Raw genomic sequence first — 20,555 nt, 5'->3', positions numbered from 1 at the left:
CAGGGTGTCGGGCTTTTGTGCATACAGGGGTTAATTTGCCGGGGGAAGCGCGTTCGTCTCCGCCCAATCAGCGTTATCTATAGGGGAGGTCTGGAGAGGATGCTTGATGGCCAGTTCTTCCTGACTTGGTGCTGCAGCAGGGATGGTTTCATTTTTTGACGCAGCTGCCATTGTGATATCTAACATACTTAAGTGGAAATGAATCGAATACATCGTCTGCACCTCCAAATTCGTTGTTATTATGTAATATATTATTACATAATTAACTGATTTGACAACAAAATAATTATTTGTGTTATGTATATTGACATAAGTCTAGGATGTAAGTATGATATAGACAAATGTAAGAGTTAGTTACAACCTCATAGCAAACTTGTTTTCTAGGGTTCCGCGGCAGATGAAGGCTGTCGGTCTGGTCCAAGAGAAGACACACGGTGAAGGTCATCGTGCACACGGAGGGATAAAAGCCCGGGAGGATATCAGAATATGATATCGTTCCGGGTTTTTCTTTTTACCAGTTTAAATGGAGAGGGAGAATCAGAATGAGAAAAAGAATGGTATTTCTGATGATGGCGTTGTTACTCGCTTTTACAGTCGTGAGCGGATGCTCGAGCAAAGAGGCAGCAAGTAAGGCAGCAGGTGGCAGTGATCAACCTATCAAATTGGCGCTAAGTCCATGGCCGGGCTGGTTTGTTTGGTATCTGGTGAAGGAAAAAGGGTTCTTTGAGAAAAATGGCGTAAAGGTCGATCTTGTTTGGTTCCCCGTGTACAGTGACTCCTTATCTGCCCTTGCGTCCGGCAAAGTCGATGCGAATAGCCAAACTTTAAGTGATACGCTTGCTCCTGCAAGCAAAGGGATTCCACTCAAGGCGGTCCTTGTGAACGATAACTCCAATGGTGGAGATGGCGTCGTAGTCAAACCTAACATCAATTCGCTGCATGATTTAAAAGGGAAAAAAGTAGCAACGGAGCTAGGAACGGTTGATCACCTGCTCATGCTAACGGCGCTTGAGAAGGCCGGCCTCGCTGAGAAAGACGTCTCTTACACCAATATGACGGTGAACGATGCAGGACCTGCTTTCATCTCAGGCAACCTGGACGGCGCCGTACTGTGGGAACCATTCCTGAGCAAAGCGATTCAAGAGGGCAAAGGCAAGCTGTTATTTTCCTCTAAGGATACGCCTGGACTCATTCCTGACTTGCTCGTGTTTAAAGAAGAAATTACCAAAAATCGTCCGGAAGACGTGAAGAAAATTTTGAATGCCTGGTTCGACGCGCTGGACTACTGGAAAGCTAATCCGGAAGAGTCGCTACAAATTATGGCGAAGGCGGCCGAGACGCCAGTGGACGAATACAAAGCTGGAGTCGACAGCGTGAAAATATTCCAGTTAGACGATAATGTGAAAGCTTTCCAAAAAGGCGATTCGTACAGCTCCCTGCATTATACATCTCAGAAAACAGCCGAGTTCTTGAAAAGCTTGGATATGCTGAGCACCATCCCGAAAGCAGAAAGCTTCTTGGACGGACATTTTGTTGAAGAAGTGATGAAAGAGCGAAAGAAATAACAGGTGAGTGAGAGGTGCTCTATGGAAACGGCTATGAAAAAAAGACGCAAATCCACGTTGTTTGCCATACGAGGCGACATCAATCGTAAAACGTATGTTTCAGGTATTGTTCTCATTATATGTTTGGCACTCGTCTTTTGGAGTGTGCTCAGCTATGGCAATTTGGTGAATCGAACCTTCTTGCCGACACCGGATCAAGTGCTTCGCCAATTTGCCATTCAGCTGCAGAGTTCCACGTTTTGGCATCATGTTGGCATTAGTATTTTCCGTGTAGGGGCAGGATTTTTACTTGCTTGTTTGCTTGGGATTCCGCTTGGTATTCTGGCGGGTACGTTCCGTTTTGCGGAAGCGCTGCTCGTTCCACCGACCGAATTTATTCGCTATATGCCAGCTACGGCGTTCATTCCGCTGATTATGGTTTGGGCAGGAATCGGGGAGTGGGCGAAGGTCATCGTCATTTTCATCGGCTGCTTCTTCCAGCTCATGCTGATGGTGGCAGACAATACACGATCGGTGTCTAACGATTTGCTGCAAACCTCGTACACCCTTGGCGCGAATCGCTGGCAAGCCATTGAGAAAGTGCTGATCCCTGCGCTGCTGCCTGATCTGATGAACACCTTGCGTTTAATTATTGGCTGGGCATGGACCTATCTGGTGGTGGCGGAGCTGGTTGCGGCAAGCAGCGGGCTGGGGTTCTCCATCATGAAGGCGCAAAGGTTCCTGAATACGGATCAAATCTTCGTGGGCATTATCGCCATTGGCTTACTCGGATTGATGACGGATCGTACCTTTGCTTATTGTCACCGCAGATTTTTCCCATGGCTGGAAGGAGGGCGTTAACTGATGAGAGCACAACAAGCCCTGCATATTGAACCTTCGCATGAAACAGAGTTACGAATGAGCAAAATTACAGCTTCTGATATAACGAAAGTGTACAGTTCAAAGAAGTCACAGTTCGTAGCGCTCGACAGAGTTTCCTTCCATGTGGATGCCCATGAGTTTGTAAGTTTTGTTGGTCCCTCCGGCTGCGGGAAGTCCTCACTTTTGCGAATTGTTGCCGGTCTAGAAACGATGACGACAGGATCTCTGAGCATTTCGGGGCATGAAATTGATGGTCCTGGCGCTGATCGCGGAATGGTGTTCCAATCCTACACGCTGTTCCCATGGCTTTCCGTGCGGGAAAACATCGAGTTCGGACTGACGCTGAAGGGTGTTCCTATTTTCGAAAAAAGAGCCATTTCAGATCACTTCATGGAGCTTGTCGGCTTGCAAAAGTTCGCCAGATCGCTGCCGAAAGAGCTCTCCGGCGGGATGAAGCAGCGGGTGGCGATCGCAAGAGCACTCGCCAACAATCCGGAAGTGCTGCTGATGGATGAGCCTTTCGGGGCGCTCGATCCGCAAACCAAAAACTCGATGCAAGAACTGCTGCTGCGCATCTGGGAGAAGGAGAAGACGACCGTTATATTCATCACGCACGATATCGAGGAAGCGATCTTCCTTTCTCAGCGTGTGTATGTGATGCAGGCGCATCCGGGCACAATCCGTAAGGAGATCGTCATACCACCCGGTTTGCGGGACGTGGAAGATGTGAAGGATTCGGAGTCTTTCCTGAAGTTGAAAAAGCAGATTATTTCCCTGATTGGGCATCATGAGGAATGAATGGAAACTTGGCCGTTGTTGCGGTCAAGTTTTTTTGATTTTAGTAGGAGGTATCTAAGCCAAGCTCGCTGGATGATTTCCAACGAAAAGGCGATTTTCGATACCTAAATGCCTATTTGATTGGACAGAATCCAGCAAAGCTATAAATTTTGAATCGATTTAGAGGCTTTTAACCATTGTAGTTGGATTTCATCCAACCAAAAGAAAAATGAGTACGTCTGTCGCGTGTTCTCGTTGTATTTTATTCAATGCGGTTACACACATAAGGACCGCCAGAATGAAACTTGAATCCACTGGACAAACTCTGGAAAATTTACTTTTACTGTTCTAATTGACGAGGGATTGGCTGTTCGATAGAATAAATTAAAGCGATTCATAAATGAGGGAAATCATGTGAATAAAAGTAAACAGCCTACAATTATCGATGTGGCATCGGAAGCCGGCGTTTCCATTGCTACCGTATCGAATGTTATCAATCGCAGGAAGGTGCCGATGGCGCCCGAAACGATTCGCAAGGTGGAAGAAGCCGTTGTTCGGTTAGGCTATCGCCGGAATGTGATGGCGACGAATTTGAGCCGCCGCAGGTCCTATGAGCTCGGGTTGATTATTCCGCATTTTGGCGGCTATTATGGCCGTTTTGCGGAGAACCTGGAGCAGAAGGTGCATCATTTTGGCTACCATTTGTCAATCTTCTCGGCGGCCGGTATGGATCCGGAGATTGAACAGCGCCATCTGGAGCACTTATTACAGCGTAGAGTAGACGGCTTGGTCAGCCATGGTTTGGCGATGAGCATGCACTCTACGCAGCAGTTAGTCGGAGAGGGCACGCCCCTTGTCATCTTCAATGGATGGGGATGGCCGAACGAAATCGTCAAAATGGCGGTTAACTTGGATTTTGCGAAAGCGTCTTCGGAGGCGGTTCAGCATTTTCTGGAGAACGGCTGCCGCTCCGTGATTTATGCAGGCAGAAGCAAAGGAATGGGAGCTAACGAACAGCGTATCCAAGGATTTATGACTGGGCTAAGTGATCGTATAGAATCGACCGTGCATGCGCTTTTGGATGCAGGCGAGCTTGGAATTGAGGGTACACTTGATGAAGCGCTGCGCTTAAGCGGGGACTTGCGGCCTATTGGAATATATACGTTTAATGATGCTTTGGCGCTTGAGCTCTTGGCCCTTTGCCACGAACGTGGGATATCCGTACCCGGAGAGATACAGCTCATTGGGATGGATAATGAGTTTTTCTCGAAGTCGAGCTACCCGTCCATCACCAGCTTCGAGATGCCCGTTGATTTGCAAACCAGCTTGGTTGCGGCTTTTCTCATGCGGCAGATTGGGGAAGAGTTGGATGAGGAGAATACGCAGCTGCTGGAGGAATACTTGCCACGTGTGACAGGGCATGAACTGTTTATTGATCTAGAGATGATTGTCCGGAAATCTTCAGGAAAATAAGAAAGACCATTGATCACTTGGGGGAGAGATCGATGGTCTTATCTTTTTTTGGATTAAAGGAGTGGTAGGGAGCTGCTGGAAGCGGAGTTCAAACGGTTTTGATGTTTCAAGAAAGCTTTACCGTACTCCCCATGCGGATTGATCTCGGCATGCTCAATTTGAATCGTGGCATGCTCGATGCCGTATTTGCTTTTGAGCGTTTCATTGATGGCGAGAATGACGCAGAACGGTTGAATGTTCGGACTGATGAACACGTGAGCTGTTAAGGAATAATGGTCCGTCGAAACGGCCCAAAGATGCATTTCATGCACATCCTCTACGCCCTCGACAGAGGCAATCTGTTTGCGAATTTCGTCCAGGTTATAACGCTCCGGCACGGATTCCATGAGAATCAGGTACGATTCACGAATGATTTTGCTGCCGCCGATGAAAATAATGCCGCCAATCACCATGGAGATGAGAGGGTCGAAGATGAGCAAACCAGAGTAATAAATAATAATGGATGATACGATGACGCCAACTGAGCTGAGCAGATCGCCAAAAAAGTGCCAGAGGGCGCTTTTGACATTCAGATTATCCTCTTCCTTCACGCTGTTGTGGAGTACCAAGGTGAGCACCAGGTTGACGATGAATCCGATCGAAGCAATCCCTAACATAAGGCCAAGCTGGATCGGCTGAGGATGAATCATGCGCTGAATGCCCTCGATGAAGATTCCTAAGGCGATCACGCAGAGGGCGAGGCCGTTTAGGAATGAAGCGATGATCTCAAAGCGCAGGAACCCGAAAGTGAATCGTGCGTTTGGCTGCCGGGTTGCGAGATGCAGGGCAATCATGCTTAAGCCCAGAGCGATGACGTCCGAGATCATATGCGCCGAATCCGATAGCAGCGCGAGCGAATTGGAGAGCACTCCACCGACGATTTCTACAATGGTGAAAAAGGCAGTTAGTAGAAGGGTTACCCATAATGTTTTTCTGGATTTAGTTTGTTTTTTTACGTGGTGAAGATGGTGGTAGTCGTATTCGGTATTCATACGGTCCCTCCTTATTTATAATAATTCTAATTTAATTATTACTATTATATGCTAGGAGGGGGAAAGGTGCAACCCTTTTTGGGCGATTTACAGATTAAACACAAATTCTGAGAAGTCTACAAAATGAGTAGGGGGAGGGTGTAGAAGCGTTTAGAGGCGTGTAAGAGCGTGTAAAAGCGTATGGAAAAGTATAGAAACGTATGGAAGCCTAAAAAAGCGTATAGAAGTGCTTAAAGAGGAAAAGAATAAAGCGTTTTCTATTTTGTAACATAAATGAAATATTCCTGTTATGGTTCCATAATGTTCGGAGGGTAATATAATAACCAAGACCCCCTTTTTAATATAAACTTTTTGAACCCGGCCCCGTTGGCTGGGTTCCTTTTTTTTGTTTGGAAGTTATTTCTTCTCAGTTTATGGAGATCAAATGGCTTATCGGGTTGGTAGCACTGACCTTAGCGGAACTACGTTCCACTATTACTTTTAAACTTAACTATTCCCTCAGAGAATGGGAACTATGATCCTCTATTCCGCCTATATTAGTCCATATGTGAGGTTTTAAATAGAAATAAAGCCCTGTAGTTCCGTCTAGATCTTCATAATGACTATTTTAGCTCAAATAGCGCCCTGTACTTCCTTTATTACTTCATGCTCCAAGATTTGATACAATATTGACTCAACAAGAAGAGAATGTCCATACGGCAGATTGTTCTGCTCAGGAAACAGCTTCTTTTTTCACTCTCCAAACAATATATCTAATACTGTTCCAAATTGGCCACGAGACGCACGATTAACAAAGTTGCACTCAGTAAACGGGAGGAGCAATCCATTATGTTAAATTCATTTTTCACGAAGATCTATATGGCGATGTCCGGATTCAAAAATAACGTAAAGCAATTATCTGGAAATCCTGATATGCTAGAGGATGAAGCAGTCGCTGGGACGAGGGTTGAAATAGATGAGTTCCCCGATTTATTGCACGATATTTCGTCTATTTTCGAAAAAGGGTTAAGCGAGCAGGATATCAAGATTGCTCAACATACAATTGAAGCATTAAGCATCGACGGAACAACGAAGTTTCACTATATTGTGCGTTTGAATGCTGAAGTCTTGGGGATGACCATGATTGCAGTTCGTGATCGGCCGACGAGTGCGGTTCTTTGTTTTGTAACAGAGGAGAAGGTTGCTTATCACATTCAGGGGGTCATCTCCGTCTTTCATTTACCTGAAAATCAAGTTCTGCAGTAGCTGTATATGATACCTATTGAAAGGCGATGATCTAATTGACTTATCCAATCCGGGTAAGAGCGTGTGCGCTTATTATCGAAAATGATGCTGTTCTGCTTATACAATTTGAAGACAAAAACGGGATTCATTACAATCTTCCGGCAGGTGGCGTGGAGGCTGGAGAGTCTGTCATAGAAGCAGTGAAGCGGGAGGCTTGGGAGGAAGCCTCTGTGGATGTAGAAGTGGGGCCGCTGGCCTTTGTTTCCGAACATGTTCCGCATTTGATAACAACGTATGAAAGCAATTCGCCGCACTGCCTAAGCTTGATGTTTGACTGCCAGATAAAAGAAGGCTTCAAGCCGTCTCTACCGGCGAATCCCGATGAGAATCAAACCGGTGTCAGATGGGTTTCATTTACTGAGCTGGACAGCATAGTGCTCTATCCGAATATTAAGCAGCTGATTAAGGATTACGCGAGGAATCGGAAGAGAAATATTGAACTGATAGAAGAGTACAAACTTGCTTAAATTGATGCTGTTAAAAAGCCGCCGATGCATAGCCATGCTCGGTTTTTTTAATTGCGAATAATATTTGACAATCTATGTTTCTAGTGGAAATAATGCAATCATTTTAATCTTATTATCATGTGAAAATAGAATTCCGTATGATAAGCTTTACTGGTCATGCATTTTATTATTGACAGATCGTTGAGGAGGGATAATTTGTTAAAAAATCTACAAAGAGCAGGCATTATGCTCATTTGTTTCTTGCTCGTTTTTGGAACGATGCTGGGGCAAAAGACGATGGCCGCAACTCAGCAGCCAGGCGACCAGCACAGCGTAATTCCGAACGAGCCTATAACAGGCGCCGCTTTTGGAAGTAATGTGTATGTGGCGGTGGGCTACTACGGCAAAATTTTGAAGTCAACCGATGGGTTCGATTGGCAAATAGCCGCGGATAGATCACGCCTGGATGTGACCTATACCGGCGTTGCATTCGGTGGCAATCAATTCGTTGCTGTCGGAGATCAAGGGACGGTCATGACGTCTCCGGACGGAACCGTATGGACGCAGCGCGATTCTACGATATCGAGCAGAATTGATAGAGTTGCTTATGTGCAAAACGGGATCAACAAGTTTTTCGCGGTTACGACGGGTGGCAAGGTGATCATCTCATCTGACGGCAAAACTTGGTCGTCGATGACGATTGGGACGAGCAATAATTTGACTTCCATAGCGGTCAGCAACACAGCGATCGTCATCGGTGATTCTGGCGGTTATGTACATACGTCAACAGATGGAAAGACTTGGACTGAGCACACAAAGCTTCCGGACGCTTTTTTCATCAATTCTGTGCTAAGTCTAAATGATCGCTTCTATGCCAACGATGCTTTGGGATGGAGTTATACATGGACGGATGGAACTAGCTGGAAAAAGTTAGGTGCACCATTCAAGACATCCGACACAACGCCGAATCAAATATTTGGAGGCTTGTATGATACAGACCATTCCAAATATTACTTGTTTGGTTGGGACGGCACGTCTTATGGCGGTATTTTTACGTCCGAGAATGGTGAGGATTTTCAACAACAACCTAAAGGCTCCACGATGACAGCTCAAAATGCCTTCTATGCAAAGGGCGTATTTATGCAGCTTGGGAATGACGGCATTGTTGTTTCCACCGATGGCGTGAATTGGCAATATCCGTATGGCGGATCATTTACGAGCATGATTTATGACGGAAGCAAGTATATGGCTGTCGGGAAAAATGGTAATGATGGCTTCATTAAAGTATCTTCTGACGCTATTAATTGGTCGAAGGTTAATACACCACTGATACCTGGCTTGCAGTCTGTGGTGCATGACGGTGGCAAGTATGTTGCCGTGAGCAATTCCTCAGGAGCCGTTTTGACGTCAGATGATGGAGTCCATTGGTCAATTAATGCTACGGCAGTGAAAAAGCAGGGGCTCACTTCAATCGCCTATGCGAACGGTGCATATATTGGTGTTAGCAAAATTGGGTCCATTTATAGAGCGACAGATCCAGCAGGCACTTGGACCTTGGTTCGATCGGACTCAACCAATTTTTATGCTTTGCAGTCTGTTGCGTTTAATAATGGGGAATTTTATGCGGCAGGTGATAATGGAACTTTTCTTGAATCCGCTGATGGCATAACGTGGCAAAATACGGCAACCCCTTCGGTACCTACTGCTGGTACATTTAACATTAATATCTCCCAACAGGCGGACATCGCTGTGGATGTGAACACTAGCTTGCTGAAAAGTGTCAGTGTCAGTAATAGGGGGAATCTGTTAGTTCAAGGAACAGATTATACCACGGGTGTGAATAAAATTACGCTCAAAAGAGAGCTATTGGCTCAATTCGCTGTCGGGTGGTATACGTTTACTTTCCATCTATCCGATGGAGCAACGCAAACCTATGCCGTGAATGTAAGTAATTCATCTCCTGAGTTGAGTCCAACGGCGACAACCGTGAAACTGTCAAAAGACGGAATCGCCACTTGGAATCCAGTGGCAGGCGCAGCAGGCTACGAGGTACAGCTATACCGCAATGATTCGGTGTGGGGCAGCGTAGTTTTGACGAGTGCCAGTACGCTAAGTGCAGATTTCCTGAGTGCTATGCGTTCAGCAGGCCCAGGCAAGTATACATTTAAAGTTAAGGCAAAAGGAAATACGGTTAACTACAAAGACGGGCAGCAATCGGCCGTTTCGAATATTGTAGAGATTTATAAAGCGCCAACAGAGGATGGATCGGCGAATAAAGCGGGAACCGCACAAAATGCGGACTTTAGCATCAAAGTAAATAATGCTGTCAATGGAGCGGTTGTCACAGCTCAAGTGGCAGGCGTAAATGTTTTAAAGACAGTAACAAATGTTACTGCGGATGCAAGCGGCAAAGCAACACTGCCTATTGACATCACGAAGCTAGCAGAAGGCAGCAACGATATTGTGATTGCTTTTACCGTTGGAACGGACAATTTTTCCGAAGAATTAACGGTTACACTTACGAAAGACACGATTGCACCTCTTACACCAACGGAAGACGGAACAGCGGATAAAGCAGGAACGACGCAGAATACGAATTTCACTATTGTCGTTAATGCGGAAACCGATGCCAAGGTGACAGCGCTAGTTGGCGCTGCGAATGTGCTTCAAGCTGGCACTGATGTCAAAGCGGCTAACGGGAAAGCAACGCTGCAGATTGATCTGGCGAAGCTTGCTGAAAACGCTAATCAGATCGCTGTTGTTGTGACGGACGCAGCAGGAAACGCATCAGGTACACTGACGGTACCTGTCACGAAAGATACGATTGCGCCGAACAAACCGCTTGAAGACGGATCAGCAGATAAAGCAAACACGACGCAGAATACCAATTTCGATATCATCGTAACCGCAGAGAATGGGGCCAAGGTGACAGCGAAAGTGGGAGGCACGAATGTGCTGCAGTCTGGTTCGGAAGTAACGGTGGCGACTAATAAAGCCGTACTGCCGATTGATGTAACGAAGTTGGCGGAAGGACCGAACAGCATCACAATTGAAGCGAAAGATGCTGTTGGTAATACCTCCACAGCCTTGACGATTACTGTCAATAAGGATACAAGTCCACCCAATGTTCCAACGGAAGACGGAACGGCCAACAAAGCGGGAACGACGCAGAATGCGAATTTCAGCATTTTCGTAAATGCGGAAGCGGGTTCAGCAGTGACAGCGAAAGTAGGAGGCGCGAACGTCCTCCAGTCGGGAACAAATGTAACGGCTGTTGGCGGTAAAGCGACGCTGCCTATTGATTTTACGAAGCTCGCTGAAGGATCAAACTTGATTGAAGTTGTCGCAACAGATGCGATAGGCAATCCTTCTAATGCTTTGACGGTTGCGGTAGCGATAGATACGACTGCGCCAAGTACTCCAACGGAAGATGGAACAGCGCCGAAAGCAGGTACGACCCAGAACGCAAACTTCAGCATCATCGTAAATGCAGAATCAGGGGCAGCGGTGACAGCGAAAGTAGGCGGCACCAGCGTTCTGCAATCGAGTGTGACAGCTGCAAATGGCAAAGCAACACTGCCTATTGATCTTTCACTCCTCACAGAAGGCGTAAACAGTATTGACATTGTTGCAACAGATGGTATGGGGAATGCCTCCGGCACATTGACAGTACCAGTAACCAAAGATATAACACCACCGGTTGCACCTGTCGAAGATGGATCGGCTAACAAAGATAATACGACGCAGAATGCCAATTTTGACATCATCGTAACCGCTGAAAATGGAACAACGGTGACGGCGAAAGTGGGAAGCACGAATGTGCTGCTGTCTGGTTCGGAAGTAACGGCGGCGAATAATAAAGCCGATCTGCCGATTGATGTAACGAAGCTGGCGGAAGGACCGAACAGCATTACAATTGAAGCAAAAGATGCCGTTGGCAACCCGTCCGTTACCTTAACGATTACGGTCAATAAGGATACGAATTCACCAGACATTCCGGCGGAAGACGGAACGGCCAACAAAGCGGGAACGACTCAGAACGCGAATTTCAACATTATCGTAAATGCAGAAACGGGTTCAACCGTGACTGCGAAAGTAGGAGCCACGAACGTCCTGCAGTCGGGAACAAGTGTAACGGCTGTTGGCGGCAAAGCGACGCTGCCTATTGATTTTACGAAGCTTGCGGAAGGATCTAACGTGATTGAAGTTGTCTCAACAGATGCCACAGGCAATGCGTCCAATGCACTGAGCGTTGAGGTAACAATAGACACGACTCCGCCAACTGATCCTACGGAAGATGGAACGGCGCCGCAAGCAGGTACGACCCAGAACGCTAACTTCAGCATCATCGTAAATGCAGAAACAGGAGCAGCGGTGACAGCGAAAGTAGGCGGCACTAATGTTCTAGAATCTGGAACGAATGTGACAGCTGTAAGCGGCAAAGCAACACTGCCAATCAATCTCTCACTTCTTACAGAAGGCGTAAACAATATTGAAATTGTTGTGACAGATGGTATGGGGGCAGCTTCCGGTACATTGACAGTCCCTGTAACGAAAGACACGTTACCGCCGGCTGTACCCGTCGAAGATGGGTCAGCAGACAAGAACAACACAGCACAAACGAATAACTTCAACATCATCGTTGATACCGAAGCGGGTGCGAGTGTCACGGCGATGGTCGGAAATACGAATGTCCTACAGGCTGGAACGAATGTAACAGCAGTTGGCGGCAAAGCGATCCTGCCTATTGACTTGTCGAAGCTGGCAATGGGTGACAATGATATTAAGATCGTAGCAACGGACGAGATTGGCAATTCATCTGCATCATTAACGGTCAAGATTACCCGTGAGCTAAGCTCAAATGCTGATTTAAGCGCTTTGAGTGTTAGCCGTGGAAGCTTGAATGAGATTTTTGCAGCTGGCACGACGAATTACACGTTAAGCGTAGCCAATAACGTTGAGAGCATGACGGTTACGCCAACAACAGCGGACGCTGGGGCAAGTGTAACTGTAAAAGGCCAAACGGTACAAAGCGGTCATGCAAGTGCGGATATTGCGCTTAATGTTGGCGTGAATCACATTGAAATTGTTGTAACAGCTGTGAATCACACGACGAAAACTTACACGATCGATGTAACGAGAATTAGCAACAATGCTCTGCTTGCAGATTTGTCGGTCGATCAAGGGACGTTAACACCGGATTTCTCAAACTCCCAGCTTCATTATCAAGTGGAAGTACCAAATACGGTTTCAGGTCTCAATATGTTTTTAGTAAAGGCTGAGCCTAGTGAAACGATTACTGTAACGGGTGCTACCTATTCAACAGTAACAGGCGATGTTTATACCTACAGTGCTAGCAATTTGAACGTTGGTTCAAACACGATTAGCATTGTAGTAACTGCTCAGGATGGTATGACAAATAATACGTATAGCCTGACTGTTGAACGCGCGCCGATTTTAAGCGAGAACGCAGACTTGAGCAGCTTGACGCCTTCGAACGGAGCGCTGACGCCGGCATTTACAGCCGGGCAAACGAGTTACACGTCCAATGTAGCCAATGCAGTATCCAGTCTTACGGTAACAGGCACTTTGGCTGATAGCCATTCGACGATGACTGTCAATGGAACACCGGTACTGAGCAGCCAAACTAGCGGGAATATTCCATTAACTGTCGGGGCGAACACAATTACTATTGTCGTGACAGCGCAGAACGGGACACAGAAGACTTATACAGTTACCGTGAATCGCGCTGCTCAGGAAATTACGGATGAACATGAGAATGAACATGAAGATGCCGGTAACCCTGGTTCCGTAAACTCCGATCCTAATTCTGTCACTGCAACAAATGGTCAATTAACACTTCAAGTAGGTCAATCAGGAGTAGTTAGTTTAGGCGATTCAATTACCATTTCTATTCCTGCCGGAGCTGTATTGAAAGAATTAAAATTATCGATTGAAAAATTAGTGAACACTCAAAATCTGATTACGGGTAAAGAGATTCTTGTGAGTCCGATCTTTGAGATTTTGAAGAACTTCACGGAGAACTTCAGTAAACCGGTCACATTGAGCTTCGCTTTTAACCCATCGGCTGTTCAAAAAGATCAAAGACCATCTGTCTTCTATTATGATGAAGTGCAGAAGCAATGGGTGGAAGTCGCTGGGGGCACTGTGAATGGGGATCGAATTACTGTAGCGGTGAATCACTTTACAAAATATGCGGTATTCGCTGTCGGATCAACCGAACCAACGAAGGAGCCATCCGGCAACCTTGCTTTCCGTGATATTGCAGGACATTGGGCAGAGGCTGACATTCAAAATGCGGTTAGCGGAGGCATCGTCAGCGGATATCCGGATGGCACGTTTAAACCGGATTCAACGGTAACGCGCGCTGAATTCGCGGTAATGCTCATGAATGCGTTGAAACTGCAAGGCGAGGGAGCGCAATTAACCTTCACAGACAATGCCAGAATCGGAGCCTGGGCACAGCAAGCTATCGGAAAAGCAGTCAAAGCAGGCATCATTCACGGCTACGAAGATGGCAGCTTCCGCCCGGATGCCCCAATCACACGTGCTGAAATGGCCGTCATTATCGCAAACGCGATGGGAGCATCCACGACGGCAGGTGCGGCTACGGGCTTCTCGGATGACGAGACGATCCCGGCATGGGCCAAAGGCAGCGTTGCTTTCGTGAAGCAAGCGGGTATTGTGCAAGGCCGAGACAATAATACGTTTGTTCCGCAAGCTAACGCAACAAGAGCCGAATCTGTTGTAGTTTTGTTAAAAGCTTTGGAAAAAAAGAACAAATAGCATGAACTTAAAAGAGGCTGTCCCTGGTCATTGATGACTTTGGGGACAGCCTTTTTGTTATACAGTAGCAGATCCCAAATTCTCAGCCGTCGTCCGCCCAATCCACAGCTCCCCCTGAATGCGAATATGCTCACACGGCAGCGTGGGATTCGCGATACGCCAGAGCATGCGATCGGCCGCCCGGTAGCCGGTTTCGCGCACGGACAGCAGCGGCCGGGTGAACTCCGGCAGGGAAGCGGGCTGCTCATTGAGCATGCCGATGAGGGAGATATCCTCGGGGATGCGCAGCCCCAGCTCGGTGCAGAGCTGATACACAGCCGGGACCTCGCCGTCGACGCCGCAAATCAAGGCGGTAGGCGCGCTGCGAAGCAGCTTGGCGCGCAAGTCGTCCAGCCAATGCGGATTCGTACTCCGCGCATCGATGGAATGCTGGCGGGGATCGATCGCCGCCTCAAATTCATTCATGGCATGCTGAAAGGCCTGCCAGCGCAGGATAAACCCACGTTGTTGGTGCGTATCGCCAACATACATGATCCGAACATGCCCGATGGACCGCAGGTAGGCAACGGCTTGGAAAGTCGCTTCATAGATGTCCCAGATGACGCTGTCTACTTTGGTGCCGAGCGGTGGATAGCTCAGCAGAATTTTGGGGATCGGCAGCTTCAGAAGCTCATCCTCCCAAGACTTCGGCGTCAGACTGGGTGCAATGAAGATGCCGTCGGTGTAGGCAATGCCATGCTCCTCCAACCAGTCGGACATCTCGCTGCTCCGAATGGAAGTCGGCAGCATACAGACTTCGATGTGGTGGCCGAAGGAGGCGAAACGATCCTGCAAGCCGCCGATCAAACGAGCATGATAGTTCAAAGATGCCTCTGTTTGCACAAGCAGGAATCTCATTTTTTCCACAGGGTAAGGTGAGATGTGCTCGGCGCGCAGGCTGCGAATTTGATCTTTGGTAAAATATCCTCGCTGCCCCATCGTTTCGAGGATCAGCTGGCGGGTCGTCTCGGACATGCCAGGTTTACCTTTTAATGCTTTGGAGACGGTCTGTACGGTGACTCCGAGCTCTTTGGCGATTGTTTTCTGTGTTACGTCTTTGCGTATAGGCATGTGATTTCACCTCACAGTTGGCATGCTGCATCTTGATTTCTATCGTACCATGATCGCTTTTTTGATTAAACTAAAATTAAACTAGTTTCACTTTCCGGTCGGACTATAATGAAGGTATTAGATCCTATGGAGGTAGAACAAATGGCTAAACAAACGGCACAAACCATTACAGTTTCATCTGAACTTCCAATTTCCTATACACCGGACGTCGTCGTTGTCGGAGGCGGGGCATCGGGTGTGGCCGCAGCCATGGCAGCAGCACGCAATGGCGCAGACACACTGCTGATCGAGCAGCGGGGATATTTGGGCGGCATGGGTACGGCAGCATTAGTACCTGCATTTTGCCCCTACTCGGATGGCGAAAAGCCGATCATACGCGGAATTGGTCTGGATCTTCTGAACGAGATGAAGCAGGCAGCAGGGGATGCGTTTCACGAGCGTTACAAGGAACAGTTGGACTGGGTGCCTATCGATGTTGAAACGCTGAAGCGTGTGTATGATCAGCAAGTTTTGGAAAGTGGTGCCAAAATCTTGTTCCACACCGTTGCAGACCAAGTGCTGCTGGAAGGAGACCGCATCAGCGGACTCGTGATCAGCAACAAATCGGGACGTTCGGTCGTTCAAGCTAAGCTGTACATTGATGCGAGCGGGGACGCGGATTTGGCGGCGTTAGCCGGTGTACCGTTCCAGACTGGCGGGGAAAATGGCGAGCTGCAGCCGGGAACGATGTGTTATCTCGTAACGGGAGCGGATAAAGCGCGTTTTGATCAGTTCTGTCAGGAGTCGGGGCAATCCAAGCAGCTCGACAAAACCATCGTGGAAGCGCAGCAAAACGGAGATCTCCCAGAAGGCCGCAAGCGCGTATCCGGTATCGCATGGATTACCGATTCGATTGCGGGCTTTAATTTTGGGCATATTTTCGGCATCGACGGTACGAGCGCGGAGGATTTGACGCATGCGGCTATTGAAGGGCGTAAACTGATCGATGTACAAATTAAATTCCTGCGCAAGTATGTGCCAGGGTTCGAGAATATTCATCTCGTGCACTCCGGCGATCAAATCGGGATTCGGGAAACACGCCGCATAGCAGGCGACTACACGCTTGTCGTGGATGATTTCATCTCCATGCGGACGTTTGAAGATGATATTGCGCGTAATGCGTACTTTATCGATATTCACCTTGCCAATGCCAGCAGCACTATGGTTATCAAGCATTTGCCAAAAGGTAAATCACATGGTGTTCCGTACCGCTGCATGCTGCCACAGGGCAAATCCAACCTTATCGTTGCCGGACGCTCAGTTTCGTCGGACCGTCCTGTACAAGGCTCGCTGCGCGTAATGCCGAACTGCTTTGCCATGGGGCAAGCGGCTGGAACGGCTGCGGCCATGGCGAGCGTGACAGGCGCCGGTTTCCGTGAGGTGAACATTCCGGAGCTTCAGCGCAGGCTGGTAGAGCAAGGGGCTTGGCTGGGCGAAAATCCTGGAAAAGTAGAAGCTGTTACGGTGGCCTCCGGTCACATTGAATACGACGAGGAAAGCAACTAAATCGAGGAGAAGATCGTCCCAGACCTGCCTTTGGCAGCGGGGGCGATTTTTTTTGATCACAGTCTATTTCGAAGACGGCAGCTAGCAAGTATACTAGAATCACTGGGTAAGGGAGGCGCATACAACATGTTTCGACTCGTAATTGTAGATGATGAACCTACGGTGAGGCACGGATTAATGTCTTATTTTGAATGGGAGAAATATGGCATTGAAGTTGTTGGCGAAGCGGATGATGGAGACGTAGGTTTGGAAGTGATTGAGAGCCTCAAGCCGGATATTGTTTTGACGGATGTTCGTATGCCGCAGATGGATGGGATTCGTCTTTCCCATGCGATTAAAGCGCGTTTTCCGCTGATGAAAATTGTGTTTGTAAGCGGGCATGACGATGCGGATTATTTGAAGTCGGCGCTTAAGGTCAATGCGGTGGACTATATTTTTAAACCTGTCGATAGGCTGGAACTGGCCGCTGTTGTCGAACGGGTCGTCAATGAACTCAAGGAAGCGGAGCAAGAACGCACTTATATCGTTGATATGCAGGCCAAATTAACCCAAAGCATGCCTTTGCTTCGTGAAAAGTTTCTGATGTCCTTAATTCGGGACGGCATTCCGCACTCGGGCAGGATCAAGGATCGGCTTGATTTTCTTGGGCTCGTGCTGCCTAGCGATGCGGTTTATTGGACGATTGTTGTGAAAATCGATGATAGCGATCAAGTTGTCGCGACACGCTCCGAGAGGGATCAGCAGTTGCTGGCTTATTCTATTTTAAATATTATTCAGGAAATTATCGGGAAATATATGCAGGGATATGTGTTTGAAAATCGCAATGGCGAATATGTCGGCATTCTGAGGATGGGCGAGGAGGATACCCAGGAGGAGATGCTGCTTGGTATGGCGGAAGACATTCGCGATAGCTTGCTGAAGTGGCTGAAAATAAGCGTGACAATCGGCGTAGGCGAGCGAATTTCCGAGTTGGCTGCATTGCCGCAATCGTATAATCGGGCGCAGGAGGCTGCGGATCATCGCTGGTATTTGGGGAAAAATCGCATTATTTCCATCGACCATTTGGAACATGATAATGAAAGCGTGTACCGTTTTGATGCTGCGCAGGGTGAGCGTATCATGTCGGTGGTCAAATCATCCGATAAAACGGCGCTGCATGCCGAATTGGACGATGTATTTATCCCGCTTGCTCAGAACCGCAGGTTAGGCTTCTCAAATGCACGGAACGTCAGCTTGCAATTAATTTTGCTGACAAGCCGGCTTTTGCAAGAGCTGAATATGCTCGGACCCGACATGGAGAAGAAGGAAAGAGACTTGTGGGAAAGCATTTTTAAACAGGAGCGCATGGCTGATTTACGTCAAATTGTGGAGGAGCACCTTCTACAGGTATGTGAAAGCATTGAGGAGAAGCGCAAAGGGAAGCCGAAAAATGTCATTGAACGCATCCACGCCTTAATCGAGCAGCGATATGCGGAGAATTTGCAGATTGGGGATATTGCCAAAGAGGTCTATTTGTCATCCACGTATATGTGTTTGCTGTTTAAGCAGGAGACGGGCGAGACGATTAATGAGTTTTTGACCAAGGTAAGAATTGAGAAAGCGAAGGAGCTGCTAAGCGATCCCCGTAATAAATTTTATGAGGTATGTTTTATGGTAGGTTACTCCGACCCCAGCTACTTCAGCAAGTTGTTCAAAAAATATGTCGGACTCACCCCGAGCACATATCGTGACCAGATGATATAAAGAAGGTGCCACTCGATGAAACGGCTGCTTATTAATGGTTGGAATTATGTGCTGCTGCTCACTAATGGTGTGATGGCGGCAAAGTATTGGCTGCTAGGCTATGTGCTGTTTATCCTCATTCCTGCGGCTGTTCTGCTTGTCATGCACACCCAGCGGTCCTCGCACATCCTAGAAGAGGAAGTTACGAATACGATGCTGCAAACGCTTAAACAAGCAAGCATCAACTTGGATTTTCAATTCGATTCGGTCCGGGATACGTCCAATACGTTGTTTATGAATCCGAAGCTGGCGGAATATTTGAATCGTAAAGCCACGATTGATCAGCAACTGGAATCCTTGAAAGAGCTGCGTATTTTGGTCGATAGTGCAGAGACGAATACCAATGTGTTTCGGGTTCGTTTGTTCGTCAATGGGGATCGCATGTTTACGGGCGAGCGGGTTAACTTTTTTACACAGGAGAGTCTGAAGAACTGGCCTTGGTATGAAAAGGTGATGAATTCAGGAGGCGCAATCGTGTGGTCGGGCGCTTATTTGGAATCCTTTATCGATCAAGGGCCGGCCTATATTTTCTCCGCTGCCCGTATGCTCCGGGATTTGCATGAGTACGACCAAATTTCCGGTGTGCTGCTAATCGATGTGGCGGAAAAGACGATAACCGACATTTTGAATAAAATTAAGTTAACCAAAGATGGTAATATTTATTTGATTGCGGACGATGGTCAGATGATTTCGAATCAAGATAAGTCATTGCTTGGTAAAAAAATGATGGAAGGCGAGCCGTTGAGTACGATTGCCCTTCATGATGAAGGCGTCGTTCGTCTGCTTGATGATAAAAATCCGCGTTTTGCGATTTATACAAAGGTGGCCTCTACAGGGTGGAAGCTCGTTGCTGAAGTACCGCAATCGGAGATCAGCTCGCGAGCTGTTGCATTGAACCAATTTTCTGGCGTGGCGACGATTTCGACCGTAACGATTTTGTTTCTTCTGCTCGTGTTTATCCTTCTGGCGATGATTGTTCGCAACATGAACCGGCGTATTCAAACGGTGATTCGGACGATTAAACGAGGCGGCATTGAAAGTTTGGATGACCGTACATTCAATGCGGGTGGCGACTTTAAGCTGCTTGAAAATAGTGTGGATCATCTCATCCACCGAGTTCATGGTTTGATGGAGGAAACCTATCAATCCAAAGTGCAGGAGCGGGAGGCTCAGCTTCGCGCCTTGCAAGCGCAAATTAATCCGCATTTCTTGTACAACACGCTGGATACAATTAATTGGATCGCCATTGGTCATAATGCACCGGAGATTTCAAATATGATTAATGGCTTGGCCAAATATTTCAGGCTTAGCCTCAATAAAGGCAGGGACTTGGTCAGCGTGACCGATGAACTTAATCTGGCTAAAGTGTATTTGGAAATCCAGCAGAGTCGGTTCCCGAAGAGCTTCGAGGTACACTTCGACATCGAAGAGGGGCTCGACGACTTGGAGATGCCGAAGCTAACGCTGCAGCCGATTGTCGAGAATGCGCTCCTGCACGGGATTCGCAGATCCAAGGGCAAGACCGGCACCATCCTCATTGGCGCTAGGAAAGAGGACGGGGTTCTGCTCCTTACCGTCTCGGACGATGGCATCGGCATGGATGAGGAGCTCGTGCAGAGTCTGCTGACTCAGCCTCGTCCTTCGATGAAATCGGACGGTTCCGGGAGCTCATACGGACTGTATAACGTTAACGAAAGGATCAAGCTGTTCGCCGGTGATCACTACGGGCTGTGCATTCACTCCACGCTGGGGGAGGGAACGACCGTTACGGCGCGTATCGCTTATAAAGAAGTCGCCTCTTAGGGGCGGCTTTTTTGTGTTAAAACCATAAGATTGCACCAGAAACAGAAATATTACCATCTACATTTCATTTG

At 47.7% G+C, this 20,555-nt stretch carries 13 protein-coding genes and 1 riboswitch; of the genes, 10 read left to right on the top strand and 3 right to left on the bottom strand.

The features are described 5' to 3' along the window. Positions 1 to 30: 30 nt before the first annotated feature. Positions 31 to 213: a hypothetical protein gene (locus GON05_RS13465; RefSeq protein WP_157319608.1), complete on the bottom strand. Its 183-nt coding sequence runs from the start codon at positions 211 to 213 to the stop codon at positions 31 to 33. 156 nt (positions 214 to 369) lie between these two features. Beyond that, positions 370 to 477: riboswitch (guanidine-I (ykkC/yxkD leader) on the top strand. A 65-nt stretch (positions 478 to 542) separates the two neighbouring features. On the opposite strand from GON05_RS13465, the gene GON05_RS13460 reads away from it, so the two are divergent. From GON05_RS13460 to GON05_RS13445, 4 genes are all read left to right on the top strand, one after another. Then, entirely contained in the window at positions 543 to 1,565 is a 1,023-nt protein-coding gene (locus GON05_RS13460; protein ID WP_157319607.1) for an ABC transporter substrate-binding protein, read from the top strand. 33 nt (positions 1,566 to 1,598) lie between these two features. Further along, entirely contained in the window at positions 1,599 to 2,405 is an 807-nt protein-coding gene (locus GON05_RS13455) for an ABC transporter permease (RefSeq protein ID WP_157319606.1), read from the top strand. Positions 2,406 to 2,408: 3 nt separating this feature from the next. After that, complete coding sequence (locus tag GON05_RS13450) at positions 2,409 to 3,224, top strand: ABC transporter ATP-binding protein (protein WP_181646392.1); 816 nt, start codon at positions 2,409 to 2,411, stop codon at positions 3,222 to 3,224. 393 nt (positions 3,225 to 3,617) lie between these two features. Next, the gene (locus GON05_RS13445) at positions 3,618 to 4,676 is read left to right on the top strand and encodes a LacI family DNA-binding transcriptional regulator (protein WP_157319605.1); all 1,059 of its coding nucleotides are present in this window, start codon (positions 3,618 to 3,620) and stop codon (positions 4,674 to 4,676) included. Between the two features lie 53 nt (positions 4,677 to 4,729). On the opposite strand, the gene GON05_RS13440 is transcribed toward GON05_RS13445, so the two are convergent. Next, positions 4,730 to 5,707 carry a cation diffusion facilitator family transporter gene (locus GON05_RS13440; RefSeq protein WP_127452849.1) on the bottom strand — a complete coding sequence of 326 codons (978 nt, stop codon included), beginning with the start codon at positions 5,705 to 5,707 and terminating at the stop codon, positions 4,730 to 4,732. Positions 5,708 to 6,535: 828 nt separating this feature from the next. On the opposite strand from GON05_RS13440, the gene GON05_RS13435 reads away from it, so the two are divergent. The 3 genes from GON05_RS13435 to GON05_RS13425 all read left to right on the top strand — a co-directional run bounded on the left by GON05_RS13435 (position 6,536) and on the right by GON05_RS13425 (position 14,244). Continuing rightward, complete coding sequence (locus GON05_RS13435) at positions 6,536 to 6,952, top strand: hypothetical protein (RefSeq protein ID WP_127452847.1); 417 nt, start codon at positions 6,536 to 6,538, stop codon at positions 6,950 to 6,952. 35 nt (positions 6,953 to 6,987) lie between these two features. Next, positions 6,988 to 7,458 (top strand): NUDIX domain-containing protein, encoded by a 471-nt coding sequence (locus tag GON05_RS13430; protein WP_157319604.1) that lies wholly within the window; start codon positions 6,988 to 6,990, stop codon positions 7,456 to 7,458. A gap of 195 nt (positions 7,459 to 7,653) precedes the next feature. Continuing rightward, entirely contained in the window at positions 7,654 to 14,244 is a 6,591-nt protein-coding gene (locus tag GON05_RS13425; RefSeq protein WP_181646391.1) for a cadherin-like beta sandwich domain-containing protein, read from the top strand. A 57-nt stretch (positions 14,245 to 14,301) separates the two neighbouring features. Here the strand turns inward: GON05_RS13425 and GON05_RS13420 are convergent, their stop codons facing one another. After that, entirely contained in the window at positions 14,302 to 15,354 is a 1,053-nt protein-coding gene (locus tag GON05_RS13420) for a LacI family DNA-binding transcriptional regulator (RefSeq protein WP_157319602.1), read from the bottom strand. A gap of 141 nt (positions 15,355 to 15,495) precedes the next feature. On the opposite strand from GON05_RS13420, the gene GON05_RS13415 reads away from it, so the two are divergent. From GON05_RS13415 to GON05_RS13405, 3 genes are all read left to right on the top strand, one after another. Next, the gene (locus GON05_RS13415) at positions 15,496 to 16,899 is read left to right on the top strand and encodes an FAD-dependent oxidoreductase (RefSeq protein WP_157319601.1); all 1,404 of its coding nucleotides are present in this window, start codon (positions 15,496 to 15,498) and stop codon (positions 16,897 to 16,899) included. A 126-nt stretch (positions 16,900 to 17,025) separates the two neighbouring features. Further along, positions 17,026 to 18,642, top strand: coding sequence for a response regulator (locus GON05_RS13410; RefSeq protein ID WP_157319600.1), 1,617 nt, complete (start codon positions 17,026 to 17,028; stop codon positions 18,640 to 18,642). Positions 18,643 to 18,657: 15 nt separating this feature from the next. Beyond that, positions 18,658 to 20,484, top strand: a complete 1,827-nt coding sequence (locus GON05_RS13405; RefSeq protein ID WP_157319599.1) for a cache domain-containing sensor histidine kinase — start codon at positions 18,658 to 18,660, stop codon at positions 20,482 to 20,484. Positions 20,485 to 20,555 lie beyond the last annotated feature (71 nt).

This window comes from Paenibacillus anseongensis (genome assembly GCF_009757995.1).
In the GTDB taxonomy this organism is placed as follows: Bacteria; Bacillota; Bacilli; order Paenibacillales; family NBRC-103111; genus Paenibacillus_E; species Paenibacillus_E chondroitinus.
The sequence above is the reverse complement of the archived record's forward strand: the minus strand, read 5'-3'. Positions and strand labels throughout refer to the sequence as shown.

Bases quoted from the DNA above. Each gene is read 5' to 3' on its own strand.
- GON05_RS13465 (WP_157319608.1), bottom strand. From the start codon at position 213: ATGTATTCGATTCATTTCCACTTAAGTATGTTAGATATCACAATGGCA.
- GON05_RS13460 (WP_157319607.1), top strand. From the start codon at position 543: ATGAGAAAAAGAATGGTATTTCTGATGATGGCGTTGTTACTCGCTTTT.
- GON05_RS13455 (WP_157319606.1), top strand. From the start codon at position 1,599: ATGAAAAAAAGACGCAAATCCACGTTGTTTGCCATACGAGGCGACATC.
- GON05_RS13450 (WP_181646392.1), top strand. From the start codon at position 2,409: ATGAGAGCACAACAAGCCCTGCATATTGAACCTTCGCATGAAACAGAG.
- GON05_RS13440 (WP_127452849.1), bottom strand. From the start codon at position 5,707: ATGAATACCGAATACGACTACCACCATCTTCACCACGTAAAAAAACAA.
- GON05_RS13435 (WP_127452847.1), top strand. From the start codon at position 6,536: ATGTTAAATTCATTTTTCACGAAGATCTATATGGCGATGTCCGGATTC.
- GON05_RS13420 (WP_157319602.1), bottom strand. From the start codon at position 15,354: ATGCCTATACGCAAAGACGTAACACAGAAAACAATCGCCAAAGAGCTC.
- GON05_RS13415 (WP_157319601.1), top strand. From the start codon at position 15,496: ATGGCTAAACAAACGGCACAAACCATTACAGTTTCATCTGAACTTCCA.
- GON05_RS13410 (WP_157319600.1), top strand. From the start codon at position 17,026: ATGTTTCGACTCGTAATTGTAGATGATGAACCTACGGTGAGGCACGGA.
- GON05_RS13405 (WP_157319599.1), top strand. From the start codon at position 18,658: ATGAAACGGCTGCTTATTAATGGTTGGAATTATGTGCTGCTGCTCACT.